The sequence below is a fragment of the Salinicoccus sp. Bachu38 genome (assembly GCF_038561955.2).
Lineage (GTDB): Bacteria > Bacillota > Bacilli > Staphylococcales > Salinicoccaceae > Salinicoccus > Salinicoccus bachuensis.
Genome location: NZ_CP138333.2, coordinates 584,596 through 610,128 on the forward strand (window position 1 = coordinate 584,596; position 25,533 = coordinate 610,128).

Below are 25,533 nucleotides of genomic sequence, written 5' to 3' on the forward strand. Positions count from 1 at the left end.
GGAGTAACCTATGGAACATGGACCATCTGTAGTATCATTGGCGATTGTCGTCCTGGCAGCACTGCTTACGCCAATACTGATCAGTCGCCTCAAAGTAAGTTTCCTCCCGGTCGTGGTTGCGGAGATCATCGTTGGGGTCATCATCGGAAAATCGTTTCTCAATATCGTCGATGCAAGTGACCCATGGCTGAACATCCTCTCCACGCTGGGTTTTATATTTCTGATGTTTCTCAGTGGGCTGGAGATCGACTTCGATGCCTTCACCCAGAAGTCATCCACCCAGAAGAAATCTAAGGTGCTCAAGCGGCCGCTGCCGAATACGCTCGTATTGACCAGCGGCATTTTCATCGGTATCCTGGCACTCAGCTTCCTGTTTGCACTGCTGATGCGGGGATTCGGAGTATTTGATGACATCTTCCTGCTTGTGATCATCATCTCGACAATCTCCCTCGGTGTCGTCGTACCGACATTGAAGGAGGCAAACCTGATTACGACACAGATGGGCCAGGTCATCCTGCTCGTCGCCGTCATTGCGGATCTCGCCACGATGATCATGCTGGCATTCTATTCCCAGCTGTACGCGGATGCCAGCCAGCCGATATGGCTGATGACGATCCTCGTCGGCTTTGCGATCCTGTTCTATCTGCTGGGACGGGTCATGAACCAGTCGCATTTCATCAAGCAGCTGAACAACGGCACGATGCAGATTGGTATCCGGGGCGTATTCGCCCTGATCATCATGCTGGTGGCACTTGCTGAAGGGGTGGGGGCCGAGAACATTCTCGGAGCCTTCATCGCCGGGTGCATAGTCAGCCTGCTCAAGCCGGATCAGGACATCGTGCACAAGCTCGACTCCTTCGGCTACGGGTTCTTCATTCCCATCTTCTTCATCATGGTGGGCGTGGACCTCGACCTGCCGTCGCTGTTCTCGGACAGCCGGGTATTCATCCTGATTCCGGTGCTGCTGCTCGCCTTCCTGCTCAGCAAGCTGATTCCGGTGATGGTGCTGCTCAGATATTTTGATGTCAAGCGTGTCACTGCGGCAGGGTTCCTGCTGACGTCGACACTGTCGCTCATCATCGCGGCAGCCGTCATCGCCGAGCAGATCGGAATGATCACGAATGCAGAAAGCGGCATGTTCATACTGAGTGCCGTCATCGCATGCATCATCACACCGGTCGTCTTCAGGCAGCTCTATCCGGAAGGTGAAAATGAAGACCGCGTCATAAACGTGACGGTCTTCGGCAACAACCAGCTGACGGTGCCCGTGTCCCACAGCATCGCCGGCGGCCTGTATCATGTGAAGCTCGTCTTCCATAAGAACTATTCGGATTCCAGGGAGAAGAGTACTGAGAATCTGAGCTTCCATGAAATCCCGGAATATTCGGAGGAAGCGCTCGATGAAATCGATGCATTCGATGCCGATATCGTCGTGCTCGGCGCCAATGATTCCGACATCAACTGGCGGGTGGCCAAGATGGCTGAGAAGCGGGGTGTCGAGCGCATCATCTACCGCGTCGACGATCCGACGCAGGAACGTGCCGTCAAGGAACGCGGCTATGAACTGTTCTCGACGATGCTCAGCTCTAAAACGCTGCTGCGCGGCCTGATCGAATCGCCGAACATGATGCAGCTCCTCTCGGATGAGGAGACATCCATCTACGAAATCCAGATGAACAACTACCGTTATGATGAAATGCTGCTCCGGAACTTCCCGTTCACCGGAGACATCATCTTCCTGAGGATATTGCGCGGCCAGGAATCCCTCGTGCCGCATGGCGATACACCTCTGCATGTGGATGACCGCATCTTCATGACGGGAACAAGGGAATATGTGGAGGAGCTCAAGCGTGAGCTCGAACTCTATTGATGAAAATGGCGTGTACCCGATGGTCGGGTGCACGCTTTTCTGATGGAAGGCAATTATGCCCGAGCCATCTTTTTTGTTGCATTTCGTCCTGAAAAAATGTAGATTAGTAGTAGGTACTAATAACAAACGATAATTGGTAGTGTACACCGTTACGCACAATTAACAAAAAGGGAGTTTATGACTTATGAATCTCGAAGGTAAAACTTTTGTCATCATGGGTGTTGCCAACAAGCGCAGTATCGCATGGGGCGCAGCGCGTGCACTCGATCAGATGGGTGCAAAGCTTGTATTTACAATTCTAAATGAACGTTTCAGACGTGAATTGGATAAAATTCTCGGAGATCTCGAAGGGGACCACGACATCATCGTCGAATGTGACGTGACGAACGATGAACAGGTCGAAGCGTCATTCAAGGAAATCGGCGAGAAGACAGGCGGCATCGATGGTGTCCTTCACGCCATTGCCTATGCAGGCAAAGACGAACTGCAGGGCGGCTACAGTGAGACGACAAGAGAAGGCTTCAAAAATGCCCTCGACATCAGCGCATACTCGCTCGCCGTCGTTTCCAAGCACGCCAAGACCGTCATGAACGAAGGCGGCAGCATCGTCACGATGACCTACCTTGGCGGCGAACGCGCAATGCCGAACTACAATGTCATGGGCGTTGCCAAAGCGGCACTCGAGTCCAGCGTACGCTACCTGGCCCTCGACCTTGGCGAATCCGGAATCCGCGTCAATGCGGTATCAGCCGGCCCAATCCGTACACTGAGCTCTTCAGCAGTCGGGGACTTCAAGTCAATCCTCAAGGAAATCGAAGAACGTGCACCACTCAAGCGTAATGTCGACCAGCTTGAAGTCGGCAACACAGTGGCCTTCCTTCTCAGTAACCTCGCAAGCGGCATCACCGGCGAAGTGCTTCACGTAGACTCCGGCTACCACATCATGGCATAAGATTATATGGATAGGACAGCATCCCTCCGGGGGTGCTGTCTTTTTTAGGATAAGGGAATATCAGAGGTCCAACTCTCAGTGGAAAATGTCCCGATTGCAAGTTAGGCCTTCAATTCCCAGTGGGGGACGTTTTGACTGCAAGTTGGACCTTCAATTCACAGTGGGAGGTGTTCCGACTGCGAGTTGGGCCTCCAATTCCCAGTGGGAGACGTTTCGACTGCGAGTTGGACCTTCAATTCCCAGTCGCAGTCATTCCGACTGCAAGTTAGGCCTCCAATTCCCGGTCGCAGTCATTCCGACTGCAAGTTGGGCCTCCAATTCACAGTCGCAGACATTCCGACTGCAAGTTAAACCGCCACTTCACAGGCGCAGACAAAATGGAGGGGCCCCAGCGTCCACACCCCTCGGACAACACAAAAAAGCCTGCCACCCAAACAGGGAAGCAGGTTCACATTCTCAGTCTTTTCATTCGTCTATCCTTCGCCAAGCCTGTATGTTTCGTAGACTTGCCATACGCCGTTTTCCAGCTGGTAGAGGAGGCTGATCTTATCGAGCGTTTCCTTATGCTGGATGCCGATCATGCTCAGATGTCCGAAGATATCTTCGTACTCCTGTGTCGTCTGGCCCTGGGCGATTGTCAGGTGCGGGACGAATGGGTGTTTATTCTCTCCATAGAAGTCGCCGTTGTTTAATGAGTCGTGCAGGGATTGGAGTTCTTCATTCTTTTCTACCTTGAAATAGATGACAAGGGAATTCGGTGAAAAACTGGAAACCTTCTTGATCTCGATTTCAGTCGGCTTGTGTTGCTTTGCGACTTCCTTCAGATACTTCGCAATTTCCTCTTTTTCCGATTCATCCGCTTCGAAGCGGTCCTTGATCGTGATGTGTGGGGGAATAAGTGCGTAGTGTGCATCATATCTTTTTCTATATTGATTCACTTTGTCTTGTAGTTCTTTGGATGGAAACATCGCTACCCCAAAATTCATCGTAATTCCTCCCTACTTGATTATATAATTCATTATATCAAAGTTTTCTCAAAATACCACAATATTCTAACTAAGGAAGTGCCTCAGCGCCGGTTCGAGCTCAGGCTTCCAAGTCTTCCATATGTGGCCGCCCTCAAGCTCCCGGTATGTGTACTCCAGCATCTGTGTGGAGAGGTATTCGTTGAGTTCGCGGTTCGGTGTCAGGAAGTCGGCCTGTTCACCGGAAATCGTTTCGAAATCATCCTCCTCGAGGCCGATCGTATGATACAGATCGAGATGCATGAGTGACATCTGGGATTTGAAGCGCTCGATGAATCCATCATCGACAAATGGGCTCAGGGCGAGCGCATTCGAGAATGTCGCCGGATATTTGGCCGCAACCGAAAATGCAAAGCTGCCCGCCATCGAATCGCCCATCAATGTGCGGGAGGTGCCGACTTTCAGTGTCGGGAAATTTTCATCGATCCAGCTGATGAGCTCCCTTGCGACGAAGGTCACAAAGTCTTCGTGATGTTCTCCGTTCGGGTCGAAGTAGTCATAGCGCCAGTCGACGCTCGGGTAGGGCACCCCGACAATGATGGCGCGGTCGATCTCTTCGGCCTTCCTCAGTTTTTCATAGGCACGTTCGATCTGGCCATATCTGAAGAAGTCCTGCGAATCGAATGTGATCACCACCCGGTGTTTATAAAGGTCTGAATAATTTTTTGGCAGATAGTATTGGATTTCATAAGTTTCTTCCAATGTCTCCGATTTGAAATCAATACTGTGTATCTTTCCTGGTGTCATGTCCATAATAATACCCCCTCATGGTCATTTTACCAATAAGGGGGTATATTCGAAACATATATCATCTACAAATCATCGATCGATGTTCTTAAGGTCCATATTGTACTCTTTTTCGTCTTCGAGGCGTTTCGGATAGTCGTAATGCCAGAAGTCTGCTTCCTTCACATCTGATGGATCGGGTGAATAGATGGCGAACTTTCCGGAGCCTTTCTCCTTCTTCTGACGCTCGAAATCCTTGAGGGCTGCAATCGCCGGCTTCTGCAGTATCAGTATGGCGATGACGTTGAGCCATGCCATCAGTCCGACACCGAGGTCACCCATGTCCCATGCAAGGCCTGCCGAGTTGATCGTACCGTAGAATACGGAAGCAATCAGCAGCACTCCGAGCAGGATCTTGGTGATCGGCCAGCGGCCGTGCGTCAGGTAGACGAGGTTCGTCTCTGCGATGTAATAGTATGCAAGGATGGTGGTGTAGCAGAAGAACAGCAGTGCAAATGAGATGAAGTAGGAACCGAATCCTACGAAATCAACATCGAATGTCTCCTGGCCGCTGAACGCCCGGTCGAGGCCGGCCTGCGTATAGGCGACTGTACCGCCATAGTTCTCTTCACCGTCCGGTGATACCTGATGGACGCCGCTGTCGACGATGAGTCCATCTTCCCCGTCGGAGACGTTGTACATGCCCGTCATGAGGATCATGAGTGCAGTTGCCGTACATACGAAAAGTGTATCGACATATACTGAGAATGCCTGGACGAGTCCCTGTTTTGCAGGGTGGGAGACTTCGGCAGCACCTGCTGCGTGTGGTCCTGTACCCTGTCCGGCTTCATTGGAGTAGATGCCGCGCTGTACGCCGATTGCGATCATCGCACCGACGATGCCGCCGAACTGCTGCTCCATGCCGAAGGCACTTCTGAAGATGAGTCCGAACAGTGCCGGAACATCCTGGATGTTCATGATGACGACGATGATGGCGACGAAGACATAGATCAATGCCATGAATGGTACGACGGCAGAGGCCACGCGTGCAATCGACTTGATGCCGCCGAAGATGACGAGGCCGACGAGTATGACGAGTGCAGCACCGATGACCCAGTGCGGCAGCGGGAATGAATTCGTCATTGAGCCCGCGATTGAGTTGGATTGTATGCCCGGAAGCAGGAACCCTGTCGCAAGGATGGTCACCAGTGCGAATATTGCGGCATAGATCTTGCCGAGCTTGCCGCCGAGTCCTTTTTCTATGTAGTAGGCCGGGCCGCCACGATATTGGTTGTCTTCATTCTGCTTATAGATCTGGGCCAGTGTGGATTCGACGAATGCACTGCCTGCGCCCAGGAATGCGATGAGCCACATCCAGAAGATTGCACCGGGTCCACCGATGAATATGGCTGTTGCCACACCGACGATGTTACCTGTACCGACACGTCCGGATAGTGATACCGCAAGTGCCTGGAAACTGGAAATGCCGACTGGTGATTTTTCCCCTTGGAACATCAGTCTGATCATTTCTTTGAAGTGTCTGATCTGGAAGAAGCGCATCCTCAGGCTGAAGTAGAGCCCGACAGCCAGAAGACCGTAAACGAGTGGTGAACTCCATACCAGACCATTCAGAAAATCTACGATTGTCTGCATAGTTATTTTCCCCTTTTCCCCTTTGTCTTGAAGATTCTGACAATATTTATATTACTGTTACTTTATGCATTTGTCCATATAAATTTTATTTGATTATGTATTTTTATGATACACTGTATACACCTTTCAAAAATGTGAATGAAGGAGCAATTGAGTATGACAAATAAAGTCTGGTTCCAAACCGGTATAGCAATCATCATAACGCTTTTGATCATCATGCTCGTCATCCGGGTCCAGGTCGTCTTCGAACCGGCATTGACGGTCGTAACGACAATATTCGTGCCTTTGCTGTTGGGCGGTCTGCTCTACTACATCACCGAGCCCATACAGCGCTTGCTGGAGAGGAGGGGAGTAGGCAGGCTCACGAGCATTCTGGCGGTCTTCGTCATAATACTGCTTGTGCTGACAGGTCTCTCCATGATACTCGTGCCGATGGTCACCCAGCAGGTCCAGAACCTGATTGCCCGGGCACCGGCGATCCAGAACGACATCCAGGATCTCTTCAACGTCATCCTGTCCTATAGGGACCGCCTTCCGGTCGATCCCCAGCAGTATGTCCAGGATGCACTGGACCAGGGGTCACAGATGCTCTCCAACCTGGCGAGCAATGCATTTACCATCCTGACGAGTACGGTGAGTGTGCTGATCACACTCATTCTTGTGCCATTCTTCTTCTTCTTCATGCTGAAGGATCACGAGAAGTTCATTCCGTCCATGGTTTCCCCGTTCAGAGGGACACTGAAGCAGTTCATGACGGAAATGATGTACGACATCGACCACACGCTGCGTGCATTCATACAGGGACAGATGCTGGTGAGTTTCATACTCTGCATCTTCCTCTATATCGGCTATGCACTCATCGGTCTGGATTATGCACTGCTGCTTGCGATATTCGCGCTCTTCATGAACCTGATTCCATTCATCGGTCCATGGGTCGCCTTCCTGCCGGCAGGGCTCCTTGCTGTCATCCAGGATCCGATCCTGCTCCTATGGGTATCAGGCATCACGCTGGTCGCCCAGCAGATCGAAAGCAACCTGATCACACCGAACGTCATGGGGCAGACGCTCAAGCTGCACCCGCTGACAGTCATCACCGTCGTCCTCGCTGCAGGGAACATCGCCGGATTCATCGGCATGCTGATCGCCATTCCGACATACGCGGTCGTCAAGACGATCATCCAGAATATCTGGCGCTATCGCACCAATCTCAGAAAGACGATGCTTGCCAGGACAAACGACACTGGTCTCGAGTAGCAGCGGGACGGGCGGGGGGAACCCCCGCCTTTTTTAATGGAATCATTGAAAATAGAAGGACGGCACCGCTTGCAGTGTCGGGAAAATGGGTAAAAGGGATAGTAGAAGCCTATAGGGGATGATGTCATGAAAGTCACCATTGTTGGAATGTGGAACAGCTTTCCGAACGGGACAGAGCCGACATCCGGCTATCTTGTGGAAAAGGACGGGGTCAGGATACTGATAGATGCAGGAAGCGGCATCGCGGGCCATATACAAAAATATATCAACATACATGACTTGGACTATATCATCCTATCCCACTATCATCATGATCACGCTGGGGACGTCGAGGCCTTCATGCTGGCGCGGAAGGTGGCCCGGCAGCTGAGGCGTGTAGACAGGAATCTCAAAATCTACGGACCGGAAAGCGGAGCGACCGCCAAGGAGATCCGGCGGGCGAAATACAGCACTTTTCTGCCCGTACGGGCACAGAAGGTCTATACCATCGGGCCGTTCAAACTGGAATTCCATCGCAATGAGCATACTGTCGAAACCTATGCCATAAGGGTTACGGACAACAACGGCGCCGTATTCGTTCATACATCGGATACATGCTACCGCGGCAGCCTCGTCCGCTTCGCCTTCGGCGCAGACCTGCTCATCGTCGACAGCAAGTTGTACGAAGGATTTGATGGGAAAGTGGAAGGACATATGAACGCCGAAGAAGCCGGCCGGCTTGCATCCAAAGCAGATGCCCAGCTGACGATTCTCTCCAACCTCCCGCATCATGGAGAACAGGAAGTCTTGCTGGACAGCGCCAAACAGCATCCGACTGGCAGCATAAGATTGGCAGAAGCAGGAATGACAATTGAAATCTAGAAGCGAAAAAGGTCTGGACACAGCTTGGTGTCCAGACCTTTTTTTGTTGTGTGGTGATGTTTTTGGAGCTGCTCCCGATTAATTCGCAGTGGGGGGTGTTTCGACTGCAAGTTAAGCCTCCAATTCGCAGTGGGGGGTGTTTCGACTGCAAGTTAAGCCTCCAATTCGCAGTGGCAGTCATCCCGACTGCAAGATAATCCTCAGCTCAACACTCCTTCCACCGATCAGCCGACATCCCTTCTTCTGAACAGCAGCACGCCCACACCCATCAGCACGATGCCGATGGCGACGACGATGCTCCAGGCTGCCCAGTCGATCGATTCCTTCGGTACTTCGGCCAGGTAATGGAATGGCGTCGCCATCCGCCATGCGTCATCCAGCCCGATGATGATGCCGAGATAGTTGACGAAGAAGGCATACAGCAGATAGAACCAGACGACGAAATGGAGGCGGGCGGAGATGCCGGTCAGCAGCATCGACAGGCCGACGAACAGGACGATGGCCCCGCCGTAGTTGATGGCGACAATCATATAGTCGCCGAGCGTCATGTCGATGCCCTCGACGCCCATGCTGGCGCCAAACATGCCGAGCATGGCCACTACGACACCGGCAAACCCGACGACCACCGCATAGATGCCGTGGGAGAGCAGCATCGTCCGGCGTCTGATGCCGGTACTCTCCAGCCATTCGAGCCGGCCGTGCTTCTCCTCCCGCAGTATGCGTCCGGAGATCATCAGTGCCGGAATGATGCCGATGATGGAGGTGATGAGCACGAGCACGCTGATGAACTGTGTGACGGGATCTTCGCCGGCAGCGGCCATGCTCTCTGCGAGGAATGCATTTTCATTGATGAAGGCATCGAGGTCGCCGAATATCGATCCGTACGAGGCACCGATCAGCACCATGCCGATGAGCCAGCTTGCAACGAGTATCTTCATGCTGCCCATCATCAGTCGCGGATAGGAACCGATGGAGCGCGGCTTTTTATTCATGGCGATGTTCAGATAGGCATCGTCGAGGTCCCTTCTGGAAAATAAAACCCACGCCAGGCCGAAGAGGAGGACGGTGATGAGGGATGGCAGCAGCCAGACCACTTCGTTGCCAGCAAACGGCTCGAGCCGTGTCAGCCAGTTGTATGGCGAGACGACGGAGAAATCCGGGCTTGCCACATCGGTGATGGCACGATAGAGGTACAGGAGAAGCAGGATGGAAAGCGACACCCCGAACGTCCACTCCGATGCCGGGAGCAGCTGTGCGAATACGAGCGCTAGTGCATAGAACATCATGCCGAAGAGGCTGGTGCTGATGGCGTACAGCGCACTGCCGATGAATGTGAACGAGTCGTCCGGCGTCAGGAACAATCCGGCGAATATCACAAGGCCGAGGACTGCATTCATGCCGACACCGACAAGGAGCTGGGTCATGAAGATGGACTGGCGCGTAATACCTGCGCTGTTGACGTATTCGATCAGCCCCTGGTCCTCCATCTTGCGGCTGACCGAATTGGCGATCATGACACCGAACAGTCCATGGATGACGCCCATGAATACGAGCATCTCATGACTGAACATGACGGCGATCGTATAGGCACCTTCCGGCACGGGGCCGATCATCGCAATCAGCGCCGGATTATCCAGCGTCTCGCGGAGCACCTCGCGTTCTGCGGAATCGTCATACAGGCCAAGGAATGCATAGGGGACGATGAGTGTAAGGACACTGATGCCGATGATCCACAGAAGTATGCGGAACCAGGTGTCATCGAGTGTCAGCTTCAGGAAGTGTCTCATGACTGTTCACGCCGATCTTCGTAGTAGCGCATGAATATGTCCTCGAGCCTCGGCGGCAGCGACTCGAGATGGCTCGGCTGATGGGGGGCGAGGGCCTGCAGGAAATCGCCGACCGCATCGTTGTCGACGCGCATATGAATCCCCGTATCCGTCACCTCATAGTCATGGACATAGGGCAGCGACTTGAGTGCACCGAGGTCCCCTTCCGCCTGGACGACATATTCGGTCCGTGTAATATGGCGCAGTGTTTCAAGGCGCCCGGTTTCGATGATCCGCCCTTCGCGGATGATGGCGATGCGGTCCGCCAATTTTTCGACCTCGGACAGAATATGGCTTGAGAGGAGGATGGTCCTGCCTTCATGCTTCGCCGCCGTCACTTCTTCATGGAAAGTGCGTTCCATCAGCGGATCGAGGCCCGAAGTCGGCTCATCGAAGATGAGCAGCCGGGCATCGGAGAGGAAGGCGCATATCAGTGCCACCTTCTGGCGGTTCCCCTTGGAGTAGGCCTTGCATTTCTTCGCTGTGTCGAGGCGGAAGCGCTCGACCAGCCGGTCCTTCCGCTCCGTATCCCTATAGCCCCTCACCTTCATGAAGAAGCGGATGACCTCTTCTCCCGTGAGGTTCCCCCACAGGTTGATGTCCCCAGGGACATAGGCGATGTTCTGCTTGTAGTGCCGATTTTTATTTATCGGCGTCCCATCCATCAGTATTTCCCCGGCATCCGGAGTAAGCGCGCCGATGATCATGCGCAGCGTCGTCGATTTCCCGGCGCCGTTCGGACCGATGAAGCCGAAGATTTCACCCTCCCTGAGCTCGAATGATACATCATCTGCGGCGACCGTCTTGCCAAACCGTTTCGTCAGACCTTTCAGTTCAAGTACTGTCATTGTACTGCCTCCTTATAGTAGAGCTTGCGCATTGTCCCGAGATAGCCTTCGAACCGGTCGAAGTAGGCATCGATCTGTTCGAAGTCGATGCCCTCCGCCTCGAAGTGCTGCTCCATCTCCCTGATATAGCCGTCGAAAGTCCAGCGGATCATCTTCATCATCGTCTCCCGGTCGATATCCGGCCGGAACAGCCCCATGTCGACCTTCTCATACATTGCATCGAGGTTCGATTCCCGGAGTGCCTGCAGCGCCTGCTGGTAGTCCTCAAGCATTTCAGTCGCGTAGAACATGTGGGTCACGAACTGCGACACTTCCGGATGCTGCATGAAATATTTGTGCTTGACCCGCGACAGCCTGGCCAGCCTTTCGATGAAGCCCTCCTCCTGGAGCCGGACCTGGTCGAGGAGATGGACGGTGAAATGATCGTAGGCATATTGCGCGGCACTCAGGTAGAGGGAATGCTTGCTGTCGAAATAGTAGTAGAGCATCCCCTTGCTGATGCCTGCAGCCTTCACGATGCGATTGGTCGATGCCTGCTTGTAGCCATGCTTCGAAAACTCGGCCATGGCAGTGGTCAGAATGTGATACTGCTGGGCGTCATCCAGCCTTTTGAATGGCTCTTTCATGGGCACCTCCTTTATATTGACCAATCTGGTCAACTCCATTGTATTCCCATTGACCGGAGTGGTCAATAACTTTTTACACATATGTTTTCGATATATGGATCAGCATAGAAAAAGGAGGACATTCATGAATCCAATCGATTATCTTGTGGGGCAGGGGTTCAGGATCACATCGGATCCGACCCGGTACAGAAGCGGCATATGGGGGAAGCGGGACTACACGTTGGACGGCTACAACTATGACACGTACTGCGGAGGCTATCACCGGGCATACGACCTCGCCAAGGCCCATCTGGCACCGGTGCCGGCGGTATGCGGCGGGGAGGTGGTCCAGGGCACGAACCGCCATGGCAACTTCGGGGGCACGGTGGTCGTTGCGAATAAAGCGCTCGGCATCCAGGTGATCTACGGACATCTCGCCCGGAACCTCAAAGTCAAAATCGGCCAGACCATCCGGCAGGGCGACACTGTGGGGCTCCAGTCCAACACGAACTATGACAACGTCCCGATGGCGAGCCATCTGCACATCCAGTTCCAGAACTACGGCTACATTGCAGGGGAGCGCGCCTTTGTGTGCACCGGCATCAATCCGCTGAAAATAAACGTCTCGGAAGAAGGTGGTCCGGATACCTGGCTGTGGCAGGGGCACTTCACTGCAGACAGCCGCATACGGATCCGTGACCATCCGTCGAAGCAGGCACCGTCCAGGGGCATCATCATCCCCGGGACGAAGGTCCGCTTCGACAGGCTCTATGTCAATGAAGGACTGTGGTGGATTCGCATCACCGTAGGCGGGAAACAAAAATGCATCGCAGTCGGGGAAAAGCAGACGGGGGTCACTTTCCGCCGGGCGAACGCCCTGGGCCGGCTGTGGGGGAAGGCAGGTGGACTCGATACATCACGGGGCAAGAAAAAGAAGGGCTGAAGTCATTGACTTCAGCCCTTCTTTTCATGTCATGTCCGCCGCTCTATGCGGGGCGAGGATTTTATTTCCCGGTCGAGCCTGTAGAGCAGGCGGTTGATTTCCACCTGGTTGATCGCTTCGACGATGAAATAGGCGATGATCGTGTAGACGGTGATGGCAGCGATAAGCAGGATGTTGTTCTGGATGACGCTGATGACGAGGGCCGGCATGATGACGAGTGCAATGAACGCAAGCAGCATGCCGAGGCGGTTTCCGTATATGGCACGCTGGGTGTCCCGAAGCTGCTCCGAATACTTCTGGTTGACACGTTCGAGGTCCACATTCCGGGCGTCCCGGTACACTTTGGTGATGTGGACATCGCCGCCGTACTCATCTTTTGTATAGCGCAGATCCATATGCGAGTTGTCCCATGTAAGATATTTGAAAAAAGCCATTACTTTCACTCCCATCAGTGTTTGCAATATTCTAATAATATTATATAATGAAATCATCTATTTATCAAAGGGGTGTTGATTATGGCGGAAAAAGGACCAGATGAAAAGCAGTTTTCGAGACGTGATTTCCTCAAGACCACGGGGGTCGCGACAGGCGGCATCATAGGCGGCTCGCTGCTTGGTGGTTTCGTAGGATTCAACATGAACGGGGACTCTGGTGGAGACACGGCGCAGAATGACCAGGAGAGCGGTGGAGATATTGCGCAGGGACAGCAGGACCCGGGCAGAGTCTTCTTTCATAACGACGCAGAATTCGAAACGATTTCCCAGGCCATGGAGCGTATTTTTCCGGAAGATGACATGGGACCCGGGGCCATCACACTCGGCGCACCCTATTTCCTGGATATGCAGCTGGCAGGACAATACGGCAATAACACGAGGGAGTATATGCAGGGACCCTTCTATGCAGGGGAAACGACGCAGGGGTACCAGGCCCGCCTGAGACGGGCAGAACTGTTCAGGTTGGGCATCGAGCGTCTGAACGCCGAGGCCAACGAGCAGTTCGATGATGACTTCAGCAACCTCGACGGGGAGGATCAGGATGAGATACTGACAAGGTTCCAGGAGGGGGAAGCCGATCTCGGTGTACCCGAGGACACGGCGAAGCCGGAAGACTTCTTCGGGCTCCTGCGTTCGGCAACGATCGAAGGGGTCTATGCCGATCCGCTCTATCGGGGCAACCGGGGCATGGAAGGCTGGAAGATGAAGAACTTCCCGGGCCACCAGTACCAGTATATCGACAGGATACAGAGTGACAGCATGGTCGAGATCGACCCACAACCACTATTTGGAGGGGATCATAATGGCAACGGAAATGGATAGGGTGGATGTAGTTACCGTCGGTGTCGGCTGGACAGGCGGCATCGTGGCAGCAGAAGCGGCGAAGGCGGGTCTTCAGGTAGTCGGCCTCGAAAGAGGAAGGGAACGCGGCACCGAGGACTATCAGCATATTCATGATGAGTACAAGTATGCAATAAGATATGAACTGATGCAGGATGTATCGAAGGAGACACTGACATTCAGAAACAGCCGTGACCAGCGTGCATTGCCGATGCGGCAGCTCGGATCCTTCCTCCTCGGGGAAAACCTGGGCGGCGCCGGGACACACTGGAACGGCCAGACATGGCGCTTCCTGCCATATGACTTCGAAATCCGTTCAATGACGGAGGAGCGGTATGGCAGTGAAAAGTTGCGCGACGACGACGGATACAGGGTTCAAGACTGGGGTATTACATACGACGAGCTTGAGCCTTATTTCGACCAGTTTGAAAAGACAGCCGGCATTTCCGGCGAAGAAAACCCTCTGAGTGGCCCACGCTCCAATCCATACCCGACGCCACCAATGATGAAGACACGCATTCTGGAAATGTTTGAGGAGGCATCCTCCAACCTGGGCTATGACCCGATCATGATGCCTTCGGCGAACTTGAGTGAACAGTTCGAGAACCCGGATGGACAGACCATCGCTGCATGCCAGTACTGCGGATTCTGTGAACGTTTCGGCTGTGAGTATGGGGCAAAATCCTCTCCGGAAGTCACAGTCATCCCGGCTGCAAGGGAGACCGGCAACTTTGAAGTGCGCACACACTCCAACGTCGTTGAAATACTGACGGATGAAGATGATGACAGCCAGGTCACCGGCGTAAGGTATGTCGACACGCGTACCGGGGAGGAATTCATCCAGCCGGCGGATGTCGTAGTGCTGAACAGCTATGTATTCAACAACTACAAACTGCTCAGGGTTTCAGACATCGGCCAGCAGTATGATCCTGAAACCGAAGAGGGTACGCTCGGCCGCAACTACTGCTACCAGATCTTCGGGGGCGCGACAGGCTACTTCGACGAACAGTTCAATACGTTCATGGGGGCAGGTGCCCTTGGCATGGCATTCGACAACTATAATGGAGACAACTTCGACCACTCCGATCTCGATTTTCTCCATGGCGGCAACATGGCGATCACCCAGACCGGCAACCGTCCGATTGCGACGAATACGATCAGACCGGATACGCCATCATGGGGCAGCGAATTCAAGAAGGAATCCATCGAAAACTATACGCGTACACTGCGTGTCCAGGGACAGGGGGCATCCCTTCCGCATAAGGACAACTACATCGACCTTGATGATGAATATACTGATGCGTATGGTATACCGCTCGTCCAGCTGACGTACAACTTCACCGACCAGGACGTGTCCGCCCAGAAGTACCTTGCAGAAAAAGCGGCCGAAGTGGTCGAGGAGATGGGTGCTAATGAAGTCGTCGTCGATGCGGAGATCTCCGATTACAGCATCGTGCCATACCAGTCCACACACAACACCGGTGGCACGGTGATGGGGGACGATCCGGAAACGAGCGTGACCAACAATTGGCTGCAGCACTGGGACCGTGACAATCTATTTGTTGTCGGCGCCGGCAGTTTCGTCCATAATAGTGGGTACAACCCAACTGCAACAGTCGGTGCGCTCGCCTACCGCTGTGCAGAAGGCGTAATCAGATTCGCTGAGGAAGGCGGACGTCTCGAAGAAGAATAGGTGATATAAATGGATCCATACCAAAACCTGAGCGTCAGTCCGGTACACAAGAGGAAAGCCGATAAGAATAAAAAAGATGAAGAGAAGAAAGTCTCAGGTGGCTCCGGCGGTTCCGGCGGAGGAGATGGTGGCAACGGCCCCCGCAACCCGCAGGAGCCGGAAGAACCGAAGAAAAGGAAAAAAGTGAGTACCGAAGACCCATATGCACCACTTATGGATCATATCGAGGATCTGCGGAGCCTGCTGATCAAGTCGGCAGTCGTCTTCGTCCTGTGGTTCTTCATCATATTCATGACTGTCAGCTGGTGGTTCCCGGTCGTCTCCAAGGGTGCAGACATCATCGTCCTCGGACCCTTCGAAGTCATCCGGTTCTACATCCGGACGTCGGCAGCCATGAGTCTCGGACTCAGCCTGCCGTTCATCTGCTGGTTCCTCTGGCAGTTCGTCCGGCCCGGGCTGGTCGACAAGGAGACCCAGTTCCTGAAAGGGTCGCTGCCTGTAATGCTCGGGCTGTTCCTGGTCGGCCTCTCATTCGGCTATTTCGTCGTCCATCCGATCAGCTACTTCTTTCTGATCCAGATGGGGCAGGTCAACTTCGACGTGCTCGTCACAGCCGATGAGTACATGTCATTCCTGCTGATCACAACGATTCCGTTCGGGCTGATCTTCCAGCTGCCGATTGTCGTTTTATTCCTTAATCATATAGAATTGCTCGATTCCGATCTCATGAAGAAATCCAGAAAGTTCGCCTACTTCGGGCTGCTTGTCATCACCGCAATCATTGCACCACCCGATTTCTTCACGCATCTCATTACACTCCTGCCGATGATCGGATTGTATGAAATCAGCATCATCCTCGTCAGACGAAAAGAGAGGCGCACCGCACAGAAAGAGAAAGCCGAAGCGGAGGCAGCTTAATCTGACTCGGACCAGGGGGGCCATGGGCCCTCCTTTTTTTGTTTGGGGGCCTTTGTTTTGGGAGTGGGGCAGTCCGGCTCCCCTCTCTCAAAAACAAATCACACGCAAATCCCATATAATCAGTCAGTATTTGTTATAGTATAGGAAACGAGAAGGAATGGAAAAGGAGATGGAGAGATGCAGAAAGTAAGAAAAGCGGTCATTCCGGCTGCGGGGCTCGGAACGCGGTTCCTGCCGGCAACGAAAGCGATGCCGAAGGAGATGCTGCCGATTCTGGACAAGCCGACGATCCAGTATATCGTCGAAGAGGCGGTGGAAGCGGGCATCGAGGATATCATCATCGTCACCGGCAAGCATAAGCGGGCGATCGAGGATCACTTCGACCATCAGATCGAGCTTGAGATGAATCTGAAAAATAAGGAGAAGTTCGAACTGCTGGAAAAAGTCGAGCATGCGACTGGACTGGCGAACATCTTCTATGTCAGGCAGAAATCCCCCAAAGGGCTCGGCCATGCCATACATACAGCCAGGCAGTTCATCGGCGACGAACCCTTCGCAGTCCTGCTCGGGGATGACATTGTAGACAATGAAGGCGGCACACCTGCAATCGGCCAGCTGATCGAGCAGTATAACGCGTGCCAAAGTCCGATCATCGGGGTGAAGCAGGTGCCGAAATCCGAGACTTCCCGTTATGGGATCGTGGAATTCGACCGGCAGAAGGGCAACCTGTACCATCTGTCCGACATGTTCGAGAAGCCGGCACCGGGTGTGACGGACTCCACACTGGCCATCATGGGCCGCTATGTCCTGACACCTGAAATATTCGACCACCTGGAAAAAGGGGAGGTCGGCGCCGGCGGAGAGATCCAGCTGACGGATGCGATCCGGGCAGTCGGCGAAGCGGGCGGCGATGTGCATGCCGTCGATTTCGAAGGACGCCGTTATGACGTAGGGGACAAGACCGGCTTCGTCAAGACGACGATTGAATACGCGTTGAAATCCGACATGAGGGATGAACTTTTGGAGTTCATGGCGGAAACATTGAAGAAGAACGAAAGCGCAAGCAGACAACAGTAAAAATAAAAAGCGGCATGGCCTTGATCCATACAGGATGCAAAGTCATGCCGCTTCTTTATTTTGCCGCTTCCATTTTCCGTGCTTTTTTCAACGCGCGCCTCTCCCTCAGCTTGACGAGGTAGATGCTGATTTCATATAGGACAATCATCGGCGCGACTGTAATAAGATGGGTGAAGAAGTCCGGTGGAACAATCAGTGCAGTAATGACGAGCAGGCCGAAATACACATATTTGCGGACCTGCTTCATCAGTACCGAGTCGAGCAGCTCAATGTGGTGCAGGAAAAGGACGACGATCGGCAGCTGGAAGATCAGGCCGAACGGCATCGTCGTCATCAGCAGGAATGACATGTACTCATCCGCCGTGACGAGGACATCGAAATTTTCCTCGCCCATCTGGATCAGGAAGAAGTAGCTGATCGGATGGACCACAAAGTATCCGAAGGAAAGTCCCGCGAGGAAAAGCAGGAACATGATCGGAAAATAGGACTTCAGAAACTGGGTCTCCTTTTCCACAAGACCGGGCCGCATGAACTGCCAGACGAAGTAGCAGATGAAGGGCAGGCTGAGCCCGATGCCGAGGGCTCCCGACGTCCGGATGTAGAACCGGATGACTTCGAACGGGCCCCTGACGATCAAGTCGTGCCCCTTCGTCAGATAGGGGAACCAGTACTGGATCGTCAGGAAGATCAGCATGAAGAAGAAGACGAACACCACAGCCGACTTGATCAGCATGCTTCTCAGATCACTGATGTGCTCGATCAGTGTCGCATCGGGCGTTTCGACGGTCACCTTCCGGCGCTTTTCCGCTTTTGTCATGCCACCCTGTGCCGCTTCCTTGAGTGCCTCTTTCCTTGTGTTTTCATTATTGCTCATAGCGCTCACCTGTCATCCATTATAAATGCAGCAGGCATACACTTTCAGAAAAATGCATATGCCTGAATAATTCATCTTTCCGCTGAATAAAGTTAAGCGTCGACAAGCGGGCCGTTGTCATCGAGGTACTGCTCGATGCCTTCAGCTGCACGGTATGCCAGGGCACCGACCGTACCTGTCGGATTGTAGCCGCCGTTGTGCGGGAAGTTCGATCCGCCGATGACGAACACATTGTCTGCATCCCACATCTGGAGGTAGTTGTTGACGACGCTCGTTTCCGGGTCAGCCCCCATGATTGTACCGCCGACAATATGGTCGTTATGGGCGGGCAGTATATCAAAGTGCTCGCCGAGCTCGCTGCGGTTCTTGGATACCGGGTTCATTTCATCCAGTATCTCCTCGATGCGGTCCGCAATGTACTCGTGTACATTCCTGTCATGGTCGGTGACGTCATAGGTGACCCGGAGAAGTGGGCGGCCATAATCATCCGTGTATGTCGGATCGAGGGACAGGTAGTTGTTTACATAAGGGAGTGTGATCATCTGTGCCCATGCCCCTGCAGAGCGATTATATGCATTGATGGACTCATTCTTGAACTCGGCCCCCCAATTCTTCGTACCCTGGGGTACTGCATTCTCAAGGATTGGGCGCTTGCCCTGCTGTTTCATGGATATCGATCCGCCGTGGATGAAGTCGACATCCGAGTGGTCGAAGTTGTCATTGTTGTAGTCATCGATGGTCACCCCGAGGGCGCCGGCACCCATGGACATGTTGTATTCCTTGTCGAAGAAGGCGGTGACGGATGGCGTGATATGGAGACAGTAGTTCTTTCCGACTGCCCCGTCGCCTGTTTCAGGGTCATACGCCGTACCCAGTTCGGAGTGGAGCAGCAGTTTCGTATTGTTCGTCGTATGGCTTGTGACCACGACGACATCCGCCGGCTGGATGTATTCGAGTTGGGTCCGCGGATCGATGTAGTGCACACCGGTCACTTCCCCGTCCTCCTTCAGTATTTCAAGGACATTTGCGTTCGTGCGCAGTTCGAAGTTGTCATGCTGCTTGGCGACCGGAATCGTTGTGACGATCGGAGAGGATTTCGCCCCCCATTCACAGCCGAATTTTTCACAGAATCCGCAGTACTGGCACGCGGCGAGTGTCATGCCATCCGGATTCGTATATTGTTCCGACATGTTGCCGGCAGGTGTCCTGAACGGAGTGGCACCCGCCGCTTCACAGGCCGCCTTGAAATCCGAAAGGAGCGGCGTCATCTTCATCGGTGGTGTCGGATACGGTTTTCTGCGTTCCGGACCCATCGGGTTCTGCTCCCCGCTGATGCCGGCCGTCTCTTCAAATTTTTCATAATACGGCAGGAGCTCGTCATATGTAATGCCCCAGTCCTGTATCAGGTAATCGTCGGAAACTTTGTCCGGACCATATTTCTCCTCTGTCCGTGATTTCAGTTCAAAGTCGTATGGGTTATAGAACCATGTATCACCGTTCCAGTGGACACCACCACCACCAACATCCGTCCCGATCAGGAATGCACCGAAGCGGCGCATCGGCAAAGCCTCCTCATCAAGCGCATTGCGGTAAGTGATGGTCTCCTTGGAAAGGTCCTGCATCATTTCGTGCCCGACGACATAGCGATATTCATCGTGCGCAGTCAGATAGTCCTCCGTCGTCTTCTCGCGACCCCGTTCGAGACCGAGTACCTGCTTGCCGGATTTAGCAAGCTCGGCAGCGACGATGCTTCCTGCCCAGCCCATGCCGACAACGACAACTTCCTTTTTATCGAGTGTTTCAGCCATTTCATTCGCCTCCTAGTGATTAATGGGAAATGTGTGTAGAATTCGACTGCATTTCCTTCTCCACAAATCCTTCCTGTTCGATTTCCTCTCTGTAACTCATATATGCACCCGGGAACTTTTTCATCTCCCAGCCCTTCATTTCAATGTTGCCCCCATACAGTGGATCAGCATAGGCGCCTGAAAGCGTGACAAGGCGCAGCTCCTCGAAGAAATCCCCGGCTTCGAGCCCCGGCAACTCCAGCTCGTTCTCCTGCATGCGGGTAAGGATCTCGTCCTGCTGTCCGCCTTCGAGTTCATAGAAGGGCACATCATGAGCGGATAACGCCTCTTCATTCATGAGACGCATCCCGTCCCGGAAAATATCCCTTCTGAGCGTCGCATACTGTGGACCCTGGAAGTCTGTGCCTTCCTTGAAGGGACCCTTCATGTACTCCCGTGCATTCGCACCATATCCGCCTGAAAGCTCATGGTCGATGAACCATGCGACTCCAAGCGCCTGGGCGCCCGGTCCATTATCATCTTCAGGGAAGATCCGCTCCGTCGCTGCTTCGATTATTTGGAATTCCTCCGGATTCTGGAAGAACTTATATGCACGTGTGAAGTTCTGCTGCTGGCTGCCGGAATCGGATCCCTCTGAATCTCCCTGACTTCCGGTTTCGGGTTCATCAGTTGCCGGAGGCGCTTCATCACCGAGCAGCGATCCAAGGTATGTACCCGTTATAAGCGTTCCTGTGGCCACACCCGACATCTTTAAGAAATTTCGTCTTGAAAAAGACTTTTCTGTTTCCTCGTTAGACATATCCTCACCTCTATATTAGAATTGAATGAATGTTACATCTTTATGTCCATATATATTAAACCAAAACAAACCATCATACAAGGAGGAAAAATGATGCCTGTCCCATTGACAAAAGCTTCCAGATATCTTTTCAAACCGAATCCGAATGTCGGAATAAAATACAAGGAACACGACATCAGCGGAGAGAAGAGGGTGACGGAATTTCTCACGCCTCACAAACTGGAGGAACTGGATCCGGAAGCAAAGGAGCACCACCGTACATTCATCGGGGAAATCGATGAAGCGGTCCAGCAGCAGATGAAGCAGACAAGCTTCTACCGATATGTCGCCATCGCGCTGCTCATCCTTACCATCATCCTGCCAAGCCTGCTCCTCTTCTTTCTGGGCGGCAGCCACTGGGGGCTGATCGGCGGGGTCTATTATGCATTCTTCGCCTATATCCTGGTCGAGGCCTACATCACGGCGAACAGGAATTATTTCGAGTACCAGCTCTATGAGAAGTTTGAAAACGAATATTTGAAATGAACCGGCAGCCTTCTTGGCCTGTTTCCTGATTTCCAGGAGACGGATCAGGGGGCTGTCGCTTTTTATTTTATAGGAAGTGTAAAACTGCCCAAAAATAAAAAATCAAAATGGCGATTTTCCACCATATATAGGATAGGAGGTGTTTTATGTTTTTGACGGATAGGAAGAAAACGAAGGAACTTAATTTTCACGAAGTGCTCGAACGGCGTGCGGAATTGGAGGAAGGGGAGAAGAGACGGCTGAAGATGCTGCGCCAGGGATTCGAAGGTGAGCAGACATATGACCGGCTGTGGGATGAGGTCGGGCATGAACAGCTGCTGATCTTCCGCGATCTCTGGCTGAAGGTCGAGAATGCCACACTGCAGATCGATGCGCTGATAGTGGGCGAGGACCGGCTGATCGTCAATGAAATCAAGAACTACAGCGGCATGTACCAATACGGGAATGGCAGCTGGTCGGTCAATGGCTTCCAGATCTCAGAAGACCCGCTCGCCCAGGCCAGCCGGACCGCCGGCAAGCTCATCCGGTTGAAATATGGCGGCAGCCATCCATTCGATGTCGACAGGAAAGTCGCTTTCGTCAATCCGAACTTTAACCTCACCATCGATTCGGATGAAAATGAAAAGCACATCGTCACCCGTTCGATGATGAAATACTACATGCGCGATATTGCGCGGCGGCATGCCGGCCCCAATGCAGCGGCCTTGTCGAATACCATCCGGAACTTCATCATCGACGACCCGATGGCGACGCCGGAAGTGGAGGCGGGGCGGATCAGGACGGGATTGTATTGTGGACGGTGCGGCAGCTACAAACTGACACTTGACCGTTACCGTTCACATTGTGGATCATGTGGTCATCAGGAAACAATCGAGTATCAAATTGTCAAAGCAATTGTTGATTACGCTTTATTATTTCCGGAACAGCCGATTGAAAAAAGAAGTGTGGTCTGGCTTACCGGAAATCAACTCAATCCAAGAAGAATAGAGTTCAATATGAATAAATACTGCAGACTCGTCAGACGTGGACGCCATTCTGCCTATGTGATCGATACAACTGATATCACGGAGTTGCTGAAAGTGAAAGGCTACAACTCAAAATATGAAAAGAGGAAAATAATATGAGGTGAAGTGCTAACTCCCAGTGGCAGGCGTTCCGACTGCAAGTTGGACCTCCAATTCCCAGTGGGAGGCGTTCCGACTGCAAGTTGGACCCCCTAATTCCCAGTGGGAGGCGTTCCGACTGCAAGTTAAGCCCAGCCCAACCAACCCTCAATCCATCCCCACACAAAAACGCCCCAAAACCCAAGCTCTCATCCCGGGTTTTGGGGCGTTCCTCGTATCACTCCAGATATTCTACGACTTCCAGCTCATCCGTGTACGACTGCATGTGCTCGCTGACATCCTGATAGACACCATCGGCGTCCTCCAGTCCGTATTCATCGGCATCAGCCAGCGGAACCAGCTCGAAGTTGTCGTACTCCTCGCTGTGGACGTATGTCGGCATGAAGCGGACGCCTTCGACGGTGGTCTCGCCCGTTCCCATCTTATGGTTCACATCGAATTCGATCACCCCGCCGAGCTTGGTATCGAGATCCTGCTGGGCACTGAAGAAGTTGGCAAGGGAGTAGGCGATGACGGTCTCCCCGCCGTCCTCCCGTTCATAGATGTCGACCGGCTGCAGCACGTGCGGGTGGTGGCCCAATATAATGTCCGCGCCGGCTTCTGCGATCTGCTCGAACTGCTGGACATGCTCATCACGCGGATACGGTTCATACTCGACGCCCTGGTGCATGCTGACGACCAGCATGTCGACCTCATCCCGCAGATCCTCCATGTCGGACAGGATCGTCTCCATGTCGATCAGGTTCACGAGGTGATCCTCACCCTCCGGCACCGGGATGCCGTTCGTCCCATACGTGTAGGCGAGGAATCCGACTTCGACGCCGTTCACATCCATGATCCGCTTCCGCTCCGCGTCCTCGGGACTCGTGTTCGCCCCGACATACTCGATCTCTTTCTCATTCAGGATATTGGCCGTGCGCTCCACGCCCTCCGTGCTCCGATCAAGCGTGTGGTTGTTGGCAAGCGACACGATGTCCGCATCGAAATACTCGAGCAGATCCGCCGCCTCAAGCGGCGCATTGAACGCCGGATAGCCGCTCAGGCGCAATGCCTCCCCGCCGATCGGCGTCTCCTGGTTCATGAACACGAGATCCTGCTTCTGCAGGTACGGCGCCACCTCATCGACACGCGAGATGAAATCATAGCCCGATTCCGTCTCCACATCCTCGTACAGGTGGTCGTGGATCAGCACATCCCCCGTCGCCGCGAAGCTGAACGATGTCTGGAAGTGGGTGTTGATCACATTATGTATCGTCTCCCCGGACACATGCGCAAGCTCCTTCTCGTATGTTTCGTAATCCGCGGCCTCCCCATTGCCGAACGGCAGGCTCAGCAGCACGAACATCAACACTTTCATCATATATAAACACCCCATTGGAATTGAACTTCAGCGATAGCGCTTGCTTCCATTCTACCGCTTAATCCCCGGCTTGCCTACCAATTGCACAGGACCTTTTCAGGAAAATAAAAACCCTGCTTCCATTTGCGCATGGAAACAGGAGTGTATGGTGTCGCGGATGTTTGATTCAGCCCCGTGCCGCCCGCCAGTTGAACGAGAACAGCACAGCGTAGTAGGCGAATAGGACGGCGAAGATCAGGCCGCTCGCCATGAGGGTTGCGGTCACGGTGCCGAAGATGTCGGCCGTGAGCCCACCGAGCATCGGACCGATCATGGCACCGACGCCCTGGACGGAACTGATGACGCCCCACGACTCCTCCTTCTGGCTGCTGGCGATCGTGCCGGCGAGGTATTTATTCCACGCAGGCAGCATGATGCCGTAGGCGAGTCCGATGAGGCTTGCGATGATGAAGATCAGCCACACCGTCTCGAGCGTGCTGAACCAGATGACGCCGCCGGCATAGATCAGGAATCCGCCGGTGATTACACTGCGCGTGAAGCGCTCGGTGTGGATATCGAGCGCACGGCTCAGCACCGTCATGCCGAATCCGACGATGCCGAAGACGAGCAGGATGAAAAAGGTATATTCGAAATAGTTCAGCTCGAGCAGCGTCGTGATGTATGTCGGCAGGACCGGCAGCAGCATGCCGACGCCGAGCCCCTGCAGCATGATGCCGGGCATGTTCCTCATATGGTGGCGCAGTATCTCCCATGTCTCACGAAGCGGCAGGCGCTGCTTGCGCCGGCCAGCCGTCTCGCCGTCCCGGGTCTGGACCTTGTAGTCGCCCGGCATGACGAGGAAGACGATGAAGTTGATCAGGAACACCCCGGCCATCGCATAGACGGAAGCGGCATCGAATATGCCGATCAGGAAGTTCATGATGACCATGCCGGTACCGAGTCCGGACAGCCACGCGAAGAAGATGAGTCCCATCTCGCGGCCGCGGTTCTCGTCCTGGACGTTCGAGAGGGCGATGATCCATATCGGACAGACGCTGATGCCGAGCAGGCACGCCGCAATCAGCAGCACGTAGAAGCTCTGGTCGAACATGACCGTGACCATCGCCCCGATGCCGACGACATATGACAGGAACATCGTCCACCACGCGCCGATCTTGCGCATCAGGAAGCCGAGCCAGATGTTCGTCACGGCATCGAAGACGTAGTGCATCGTGATGACGGTGGCGGACAGGCTGAGCGATATGATGCCGATGGTCGGCAGTGCGGGCAGGTAGCTCAATATGAACATCCCCCGGACGATTTCCGTCAGGCAGAGGATGAAAGCGAGTTTCCAGAATCTTTTCTTATGATCATTGGTTGCCATTGTGTCACCTTTTTAAAACATTATTTGATGGATAAAGCATATTTTATGGACTATTATATCATTGTTTGATGATACTGGGGGCGGTTCCATCTGTC

23 protein-coding genes are annotated in these 25,533 nt (G+C 53.5%); 11 read left to right on the forward strand and 12 right to left on the reverse strand.

Going from position 1 to position 25,533, the window contains the following annotated elements; translation table 11 throughout:
- The first annotated feature begins 10 nt into the window (after nt 1-10).
- The gene (locus tag RQP18_RS03010) at nt 11-1,870 is read left to right on the forward strand and encodes a cation:proton antiporter (protein WP_342388679.1); all 1,860 of its coding nucleotides are present in this window, start codon (nt 11-13) and stop codon (nt 1,868-1,870) included.
- Between the two features lie 184 nt (nt 1,871-2,054).
- Nucleotides 2,055-2,822 (forward strand): enoyl-ACP reductase FabI, encoded by a 768-nt coding sequence (gene fabI / locus RQP18_RS03015; RefSeq protein WP_342388680.1) that lies wholly within the window; start codon nt 2,055-2,057, stop codon nt 2,820-2,822.
- Between the two features lie 473 nt (nt 2,823-3,295).
- Here fabI and RQP18_RS03020 read toward each other — a convergent pair whose 3' ends face one another.
- The 3 genes from RQP18_RS03020 to RQP18_RS03030 all read right to left on the reverse strand — a co-directional run bounded on the left by RQP18_RS03020 (nt 3,296) and on the right by RQP18_RS03030 (nt 6,226).
- Nucleotides 3,296-3,808, reverse strand: a complete 513-nt coding sequence (locus tag RQP18_RS03020; RefSeq protein WP_342388681.1) for a YjcG family protein — start codon at nt 3,806-3,808, stop codon at nt 3,296-3,298.
- Between the two features lie 66 nt (nt 3,809-3,874).
- Nucleotides 3,875-4,600, reverse strand: a complete 726-nt coding sequence (locus tag RQP18_RS03025; RefSeq protein ID WP_342388682.1) for an alpha/beta hydrolase — start codon at nt 4,598-4,600, stop codon at nt 3,875-3,877.
- Between the two features lie 66 nt (nt 4,601-4,666).
- On the reverse strand, nt 4,667-6,226 hold the full coding sequence (locus RQP18_RS03030) for an alanine/glycine:cation symporter family protein (protein ID WP_342388683.1): 1,560 nt from the start codon (nt 6,224-6,226) through the stop codon (nt 4,667-4,669).
- Nucleotides 6,227-6,382: 156 nt separating this feature from the next.
- On the opposite strand from RQP18_RS03030, the gene RQP18_RS03035 reads away from it, so the two are divergent.
- Together RQP18_RS03035 and RQP18_RS03040 are read left to right on the forward strand one after the other, a co-directional pair.
- Nucleotides 6,383-7,480 (forward strand): AI-2E family transporter, encoded by a 1,098-nt coding sequence (locus tag RQP18_RS03035; RefSeq protein WP_342388684.1) that lies wholly within the window; start codon nt 6,383-6,385, stop codon nt 7,478-7,480.
- Between the two features lie 126 nt (nt 7,481-7,606).
- Entirely contained in the window at nt 7,607-8,341 is a 735-nt protein-coding gene (locus RQP18_RS03040) for an MBL fold metallo-hydrolase (RefSeq protein ID WP_342388685.1), read from the forward strand.
- A 224-nt stretch (nt 8,342-8,565) separates the two neighbouring features.
- On the opposite strand, the gene RQP18_RS03045 is transcribed toward RQP18_RS03040, so the two are convergent.
- Genes RQP18_RS03045 through RQP18_RS03055 form a run of 3 tightly spaced genes read right to left on the reverse strand, consistent with a single transcriptional unit; the run spans nt 8,566 to nt 11,641 of the window.
- Entirely contained in the window at nt 8,566-10,128 is a 1,563-nt protein-coding gene (locus RQP18_RS03045; RefSeq protein ID WP_342388686.1) for an ABC transporter permease, read from the reverse strand.
- Nucleotides 10,125-11,015 carry an ABC transporter ATP-binding protein gene (locus RQP18_RS03050; RefSeq protein WP_342388687.1) on the reverse strand — a complete coding sequence of 297 codons (891 nt, stop codon included), beginning with the start codon at nt 11,013-11,015 and terminating at the stop codon, nt 10,125-10,127. Before RQP18_RS03050 ends, RQP18_RS03045 begins: the two co-directional genes overlap by 4 nt.
- The gene (locus RQP18_RS03055; RefSeq protein ID WP_342388688.1) at nt 11,012-11,641 is read right to left on the reverse strand and encodes a TetR/AcrR family transcriptional regulator; all 630 of its coding nucleotides are present in this window, start codon (nt 11,639-11,641) and stop codon (nt 11,012-11,014) included. Before RQP18_RS03055 ends, RQP18_RS03050 begins: the two co-directional genes overlap by 4 nt.
- A 124-nt stretch (nt 11,642-11,765) precedes the next feature.
- Between RQP18_RS03055 and RQP18_RS03060 the strand changes: the two genes are divergently transcribed.
- On the forward strand, nt 11,766-12,563 hold the full coding sequence (locus RQP18_RS03060) for a M23 family metallopeptidase (RefSeq protein WP_342388689.1): 798 nt from the start codon (nt 11,766-11,768) through the stop codon (nt 12,561-12,563).
- Between the two features lie 29 nt (nt 12,564-12,592).
- Here RQP18_RS03060 and RQP18_RS03065 read toward each other — a convergent pair whose 3' ends face one another.
- Entirely contained in the window at nt 12,593-12,997 is a 405-nt protein-coding gene (locus RQP18_RS03065; RefSeq protein ID WP_342388690.1) for a hypothetical protein, read from the reverse strand.
- A gap of 81 nt (nt 12,998-13,078) precedes the next feature.
- On the opposite strand from RQP18_RS03065, the gene RQP18_RS03070 reads away from it, so the two are divergent.
- The 4 genes from RQP18_RS03070 to galU all read left to right on the forward strand — a co-directional run bounded on the left by RQP18_RS03070 (nt 13,079) and on the right by galU (nt 17,585).
- Complete coding sequence (locus tag RQP18_RS03070; protein WP_342388691.1) at nt 13,079-13,879, forward strand: gluconate 2-dehydrogenase subunit 3 family protein; 801 nt, start codon at nt 13,079-13,081, stop codon at nt 13,877-13,879.
- The gene (locus tag RQP18_RS03075; RefSeq protein WP_342388692.1) at nt 13,860-15,590 is read left to right on the forward strand and encodes a GMC family oxidoreductase; all 1,731 of its coding nucleotides are present in this window, start codon (nt 13,860-13,862) and stop codon (nt 15,588-15,590) included. The genes RQP18_RS03070 and RQP18_RS03075 overlap by 20 nt, the downstream gene beginning before the upstream one ends.
- Before the next feature lie 9 nt (nt 15,591-15,599).
- On the forward strand, nt 15,600-16,508 hold the full coding sequence (tatC, locus tag RQP18_RS03080; protein WP_342388693.1) for a twin-arginine translocase subunit TatC: 909 nt from the start codon (nt 15,600-15,602) through the stop codon (nt 16,506-16,508).
- 177 nt (nt 16,509-16,685) lie between these two features.
- Entirely contained in the window at nt 16,686-17,585 is a 900-nt protein-coding gene (galU, locus tag RQP18_RS03085; RefSeq protein ID WP_342388694.1) for a UTP--glucose-1-phosphate uridylyltransferase GalU, read from the forward strand.
- Nucleotides 17,586-17,640: 55 nt separating this feature from the next.
- Here the strand turns inward: galU and tatC (RQP18_RS03090) are convergent, their stop codons facing one another.
- The 3 genes from tatC (RQP18_RS03090) to RQP18_RS03100 form a co-directional block, all read right to left on the reverse strand.
- Nucleotides 17,641-18,459 (reverse strand): twin-arginine translocase subunit TatC, encoded by an 819-nt coding sequence (gene tatC, locus RQP18_RS03090; RefSeq protein ID WP_342388695.1) that lies wholly within the window; start codon nt 18,457-18,459, stop codon nt 17,641-17,643.
- 92 nt (nt 18,460-18,551) lie between these two features.
- The gene (locus RQP18_RS03095) at nt 18,552-20,267 is read right to left on the reverse strand and encodes a GMC family oxidoreductase (RefSeq protein WP_342388696.1); all 1,716 of its coding nucleotides are present in this window, start codon (nt 20,265-20,267) and stop codon (nt 18,552-18,554) included.
- A 19-nt stretch (nt 20,268-20,286) separates the two neighbouring features.
- A complete protein-coding gene (locus RQP18_RS03100; RefSeq protein WP_342388697.1) occupies nt 20,287-21,066 on the reverse strand; it encodes a gluconate 2-dehydrogenase subunit 3 family protein in 780 nt (259 codons plus the stop codon).
- 90 nt (nt 21,067-21,156) lie between these two features.
- Here RQP18_RS03100 and RQP18_RS03105 point away from each other — a divergent pair, with 90 nt between their 5' ends.
- Both RQP18_RS03105 and RQP18_RS03110 read left to right on the forward strand, forming a co-directional pair.
- Nucleotides 21,157-21,591 carry a hypothetical protein gene (locus RQP18_RS03105; RefSeq protein WP_373446112.1) on the forward strand — a complete coding sequence of 145 codons (435 nt, stop codon included), beginning with the start codon at nt 21,157-21,159 and terminating at the stop codon, nt 21,589-21,591.
- Nucleotides 21,592-21,737: 146 nt separating this feature from the next.
- Nucleotides 21,738-22,715 carry a nuclease-related domain-containing protein gene (locus RQP18_RS03110; RefSeq protein WP_342388699.1) on the forward strand — a complete coding sequence of 326 codons (978 nt, stop codon included), beginning with the start codon at nt 21,738-21,740 and terminating at the stop codon, nt 22,713-22,715.
- A 217-nt stretch (nt 22,716-22,932) separates the two neighbouring features.
- Here the strand turns inward: RQP18_RS03110 and RQP18_RS03115 are convergent, their stop codons facing one another.
- A complete protein-coding gene (locus tag RQP18_RS03115) occupies nt 22,933-24,075 on the reverse strand; it encodes a CapA family protein (RefSeq protein ID WP_342388700.1) in 1,143 nt (380 codons plus the stop codon).
- A gap of 166 nt (nt 24,076-24,241) precedes the next feature.
- Nucleotides 24,242-25,438, reverse strand: a complete 1,197-nt coding sequence (locus RQP18_RS03120) for an MFS transporter (RefSeq protein WP_342388701.1) — start codon at nt 25,436-25,438, stop codon at nt 24,242-24,244.
- Between the last annotated feature and the right edge of the window lie 95 nt (nt 25,439-25,533).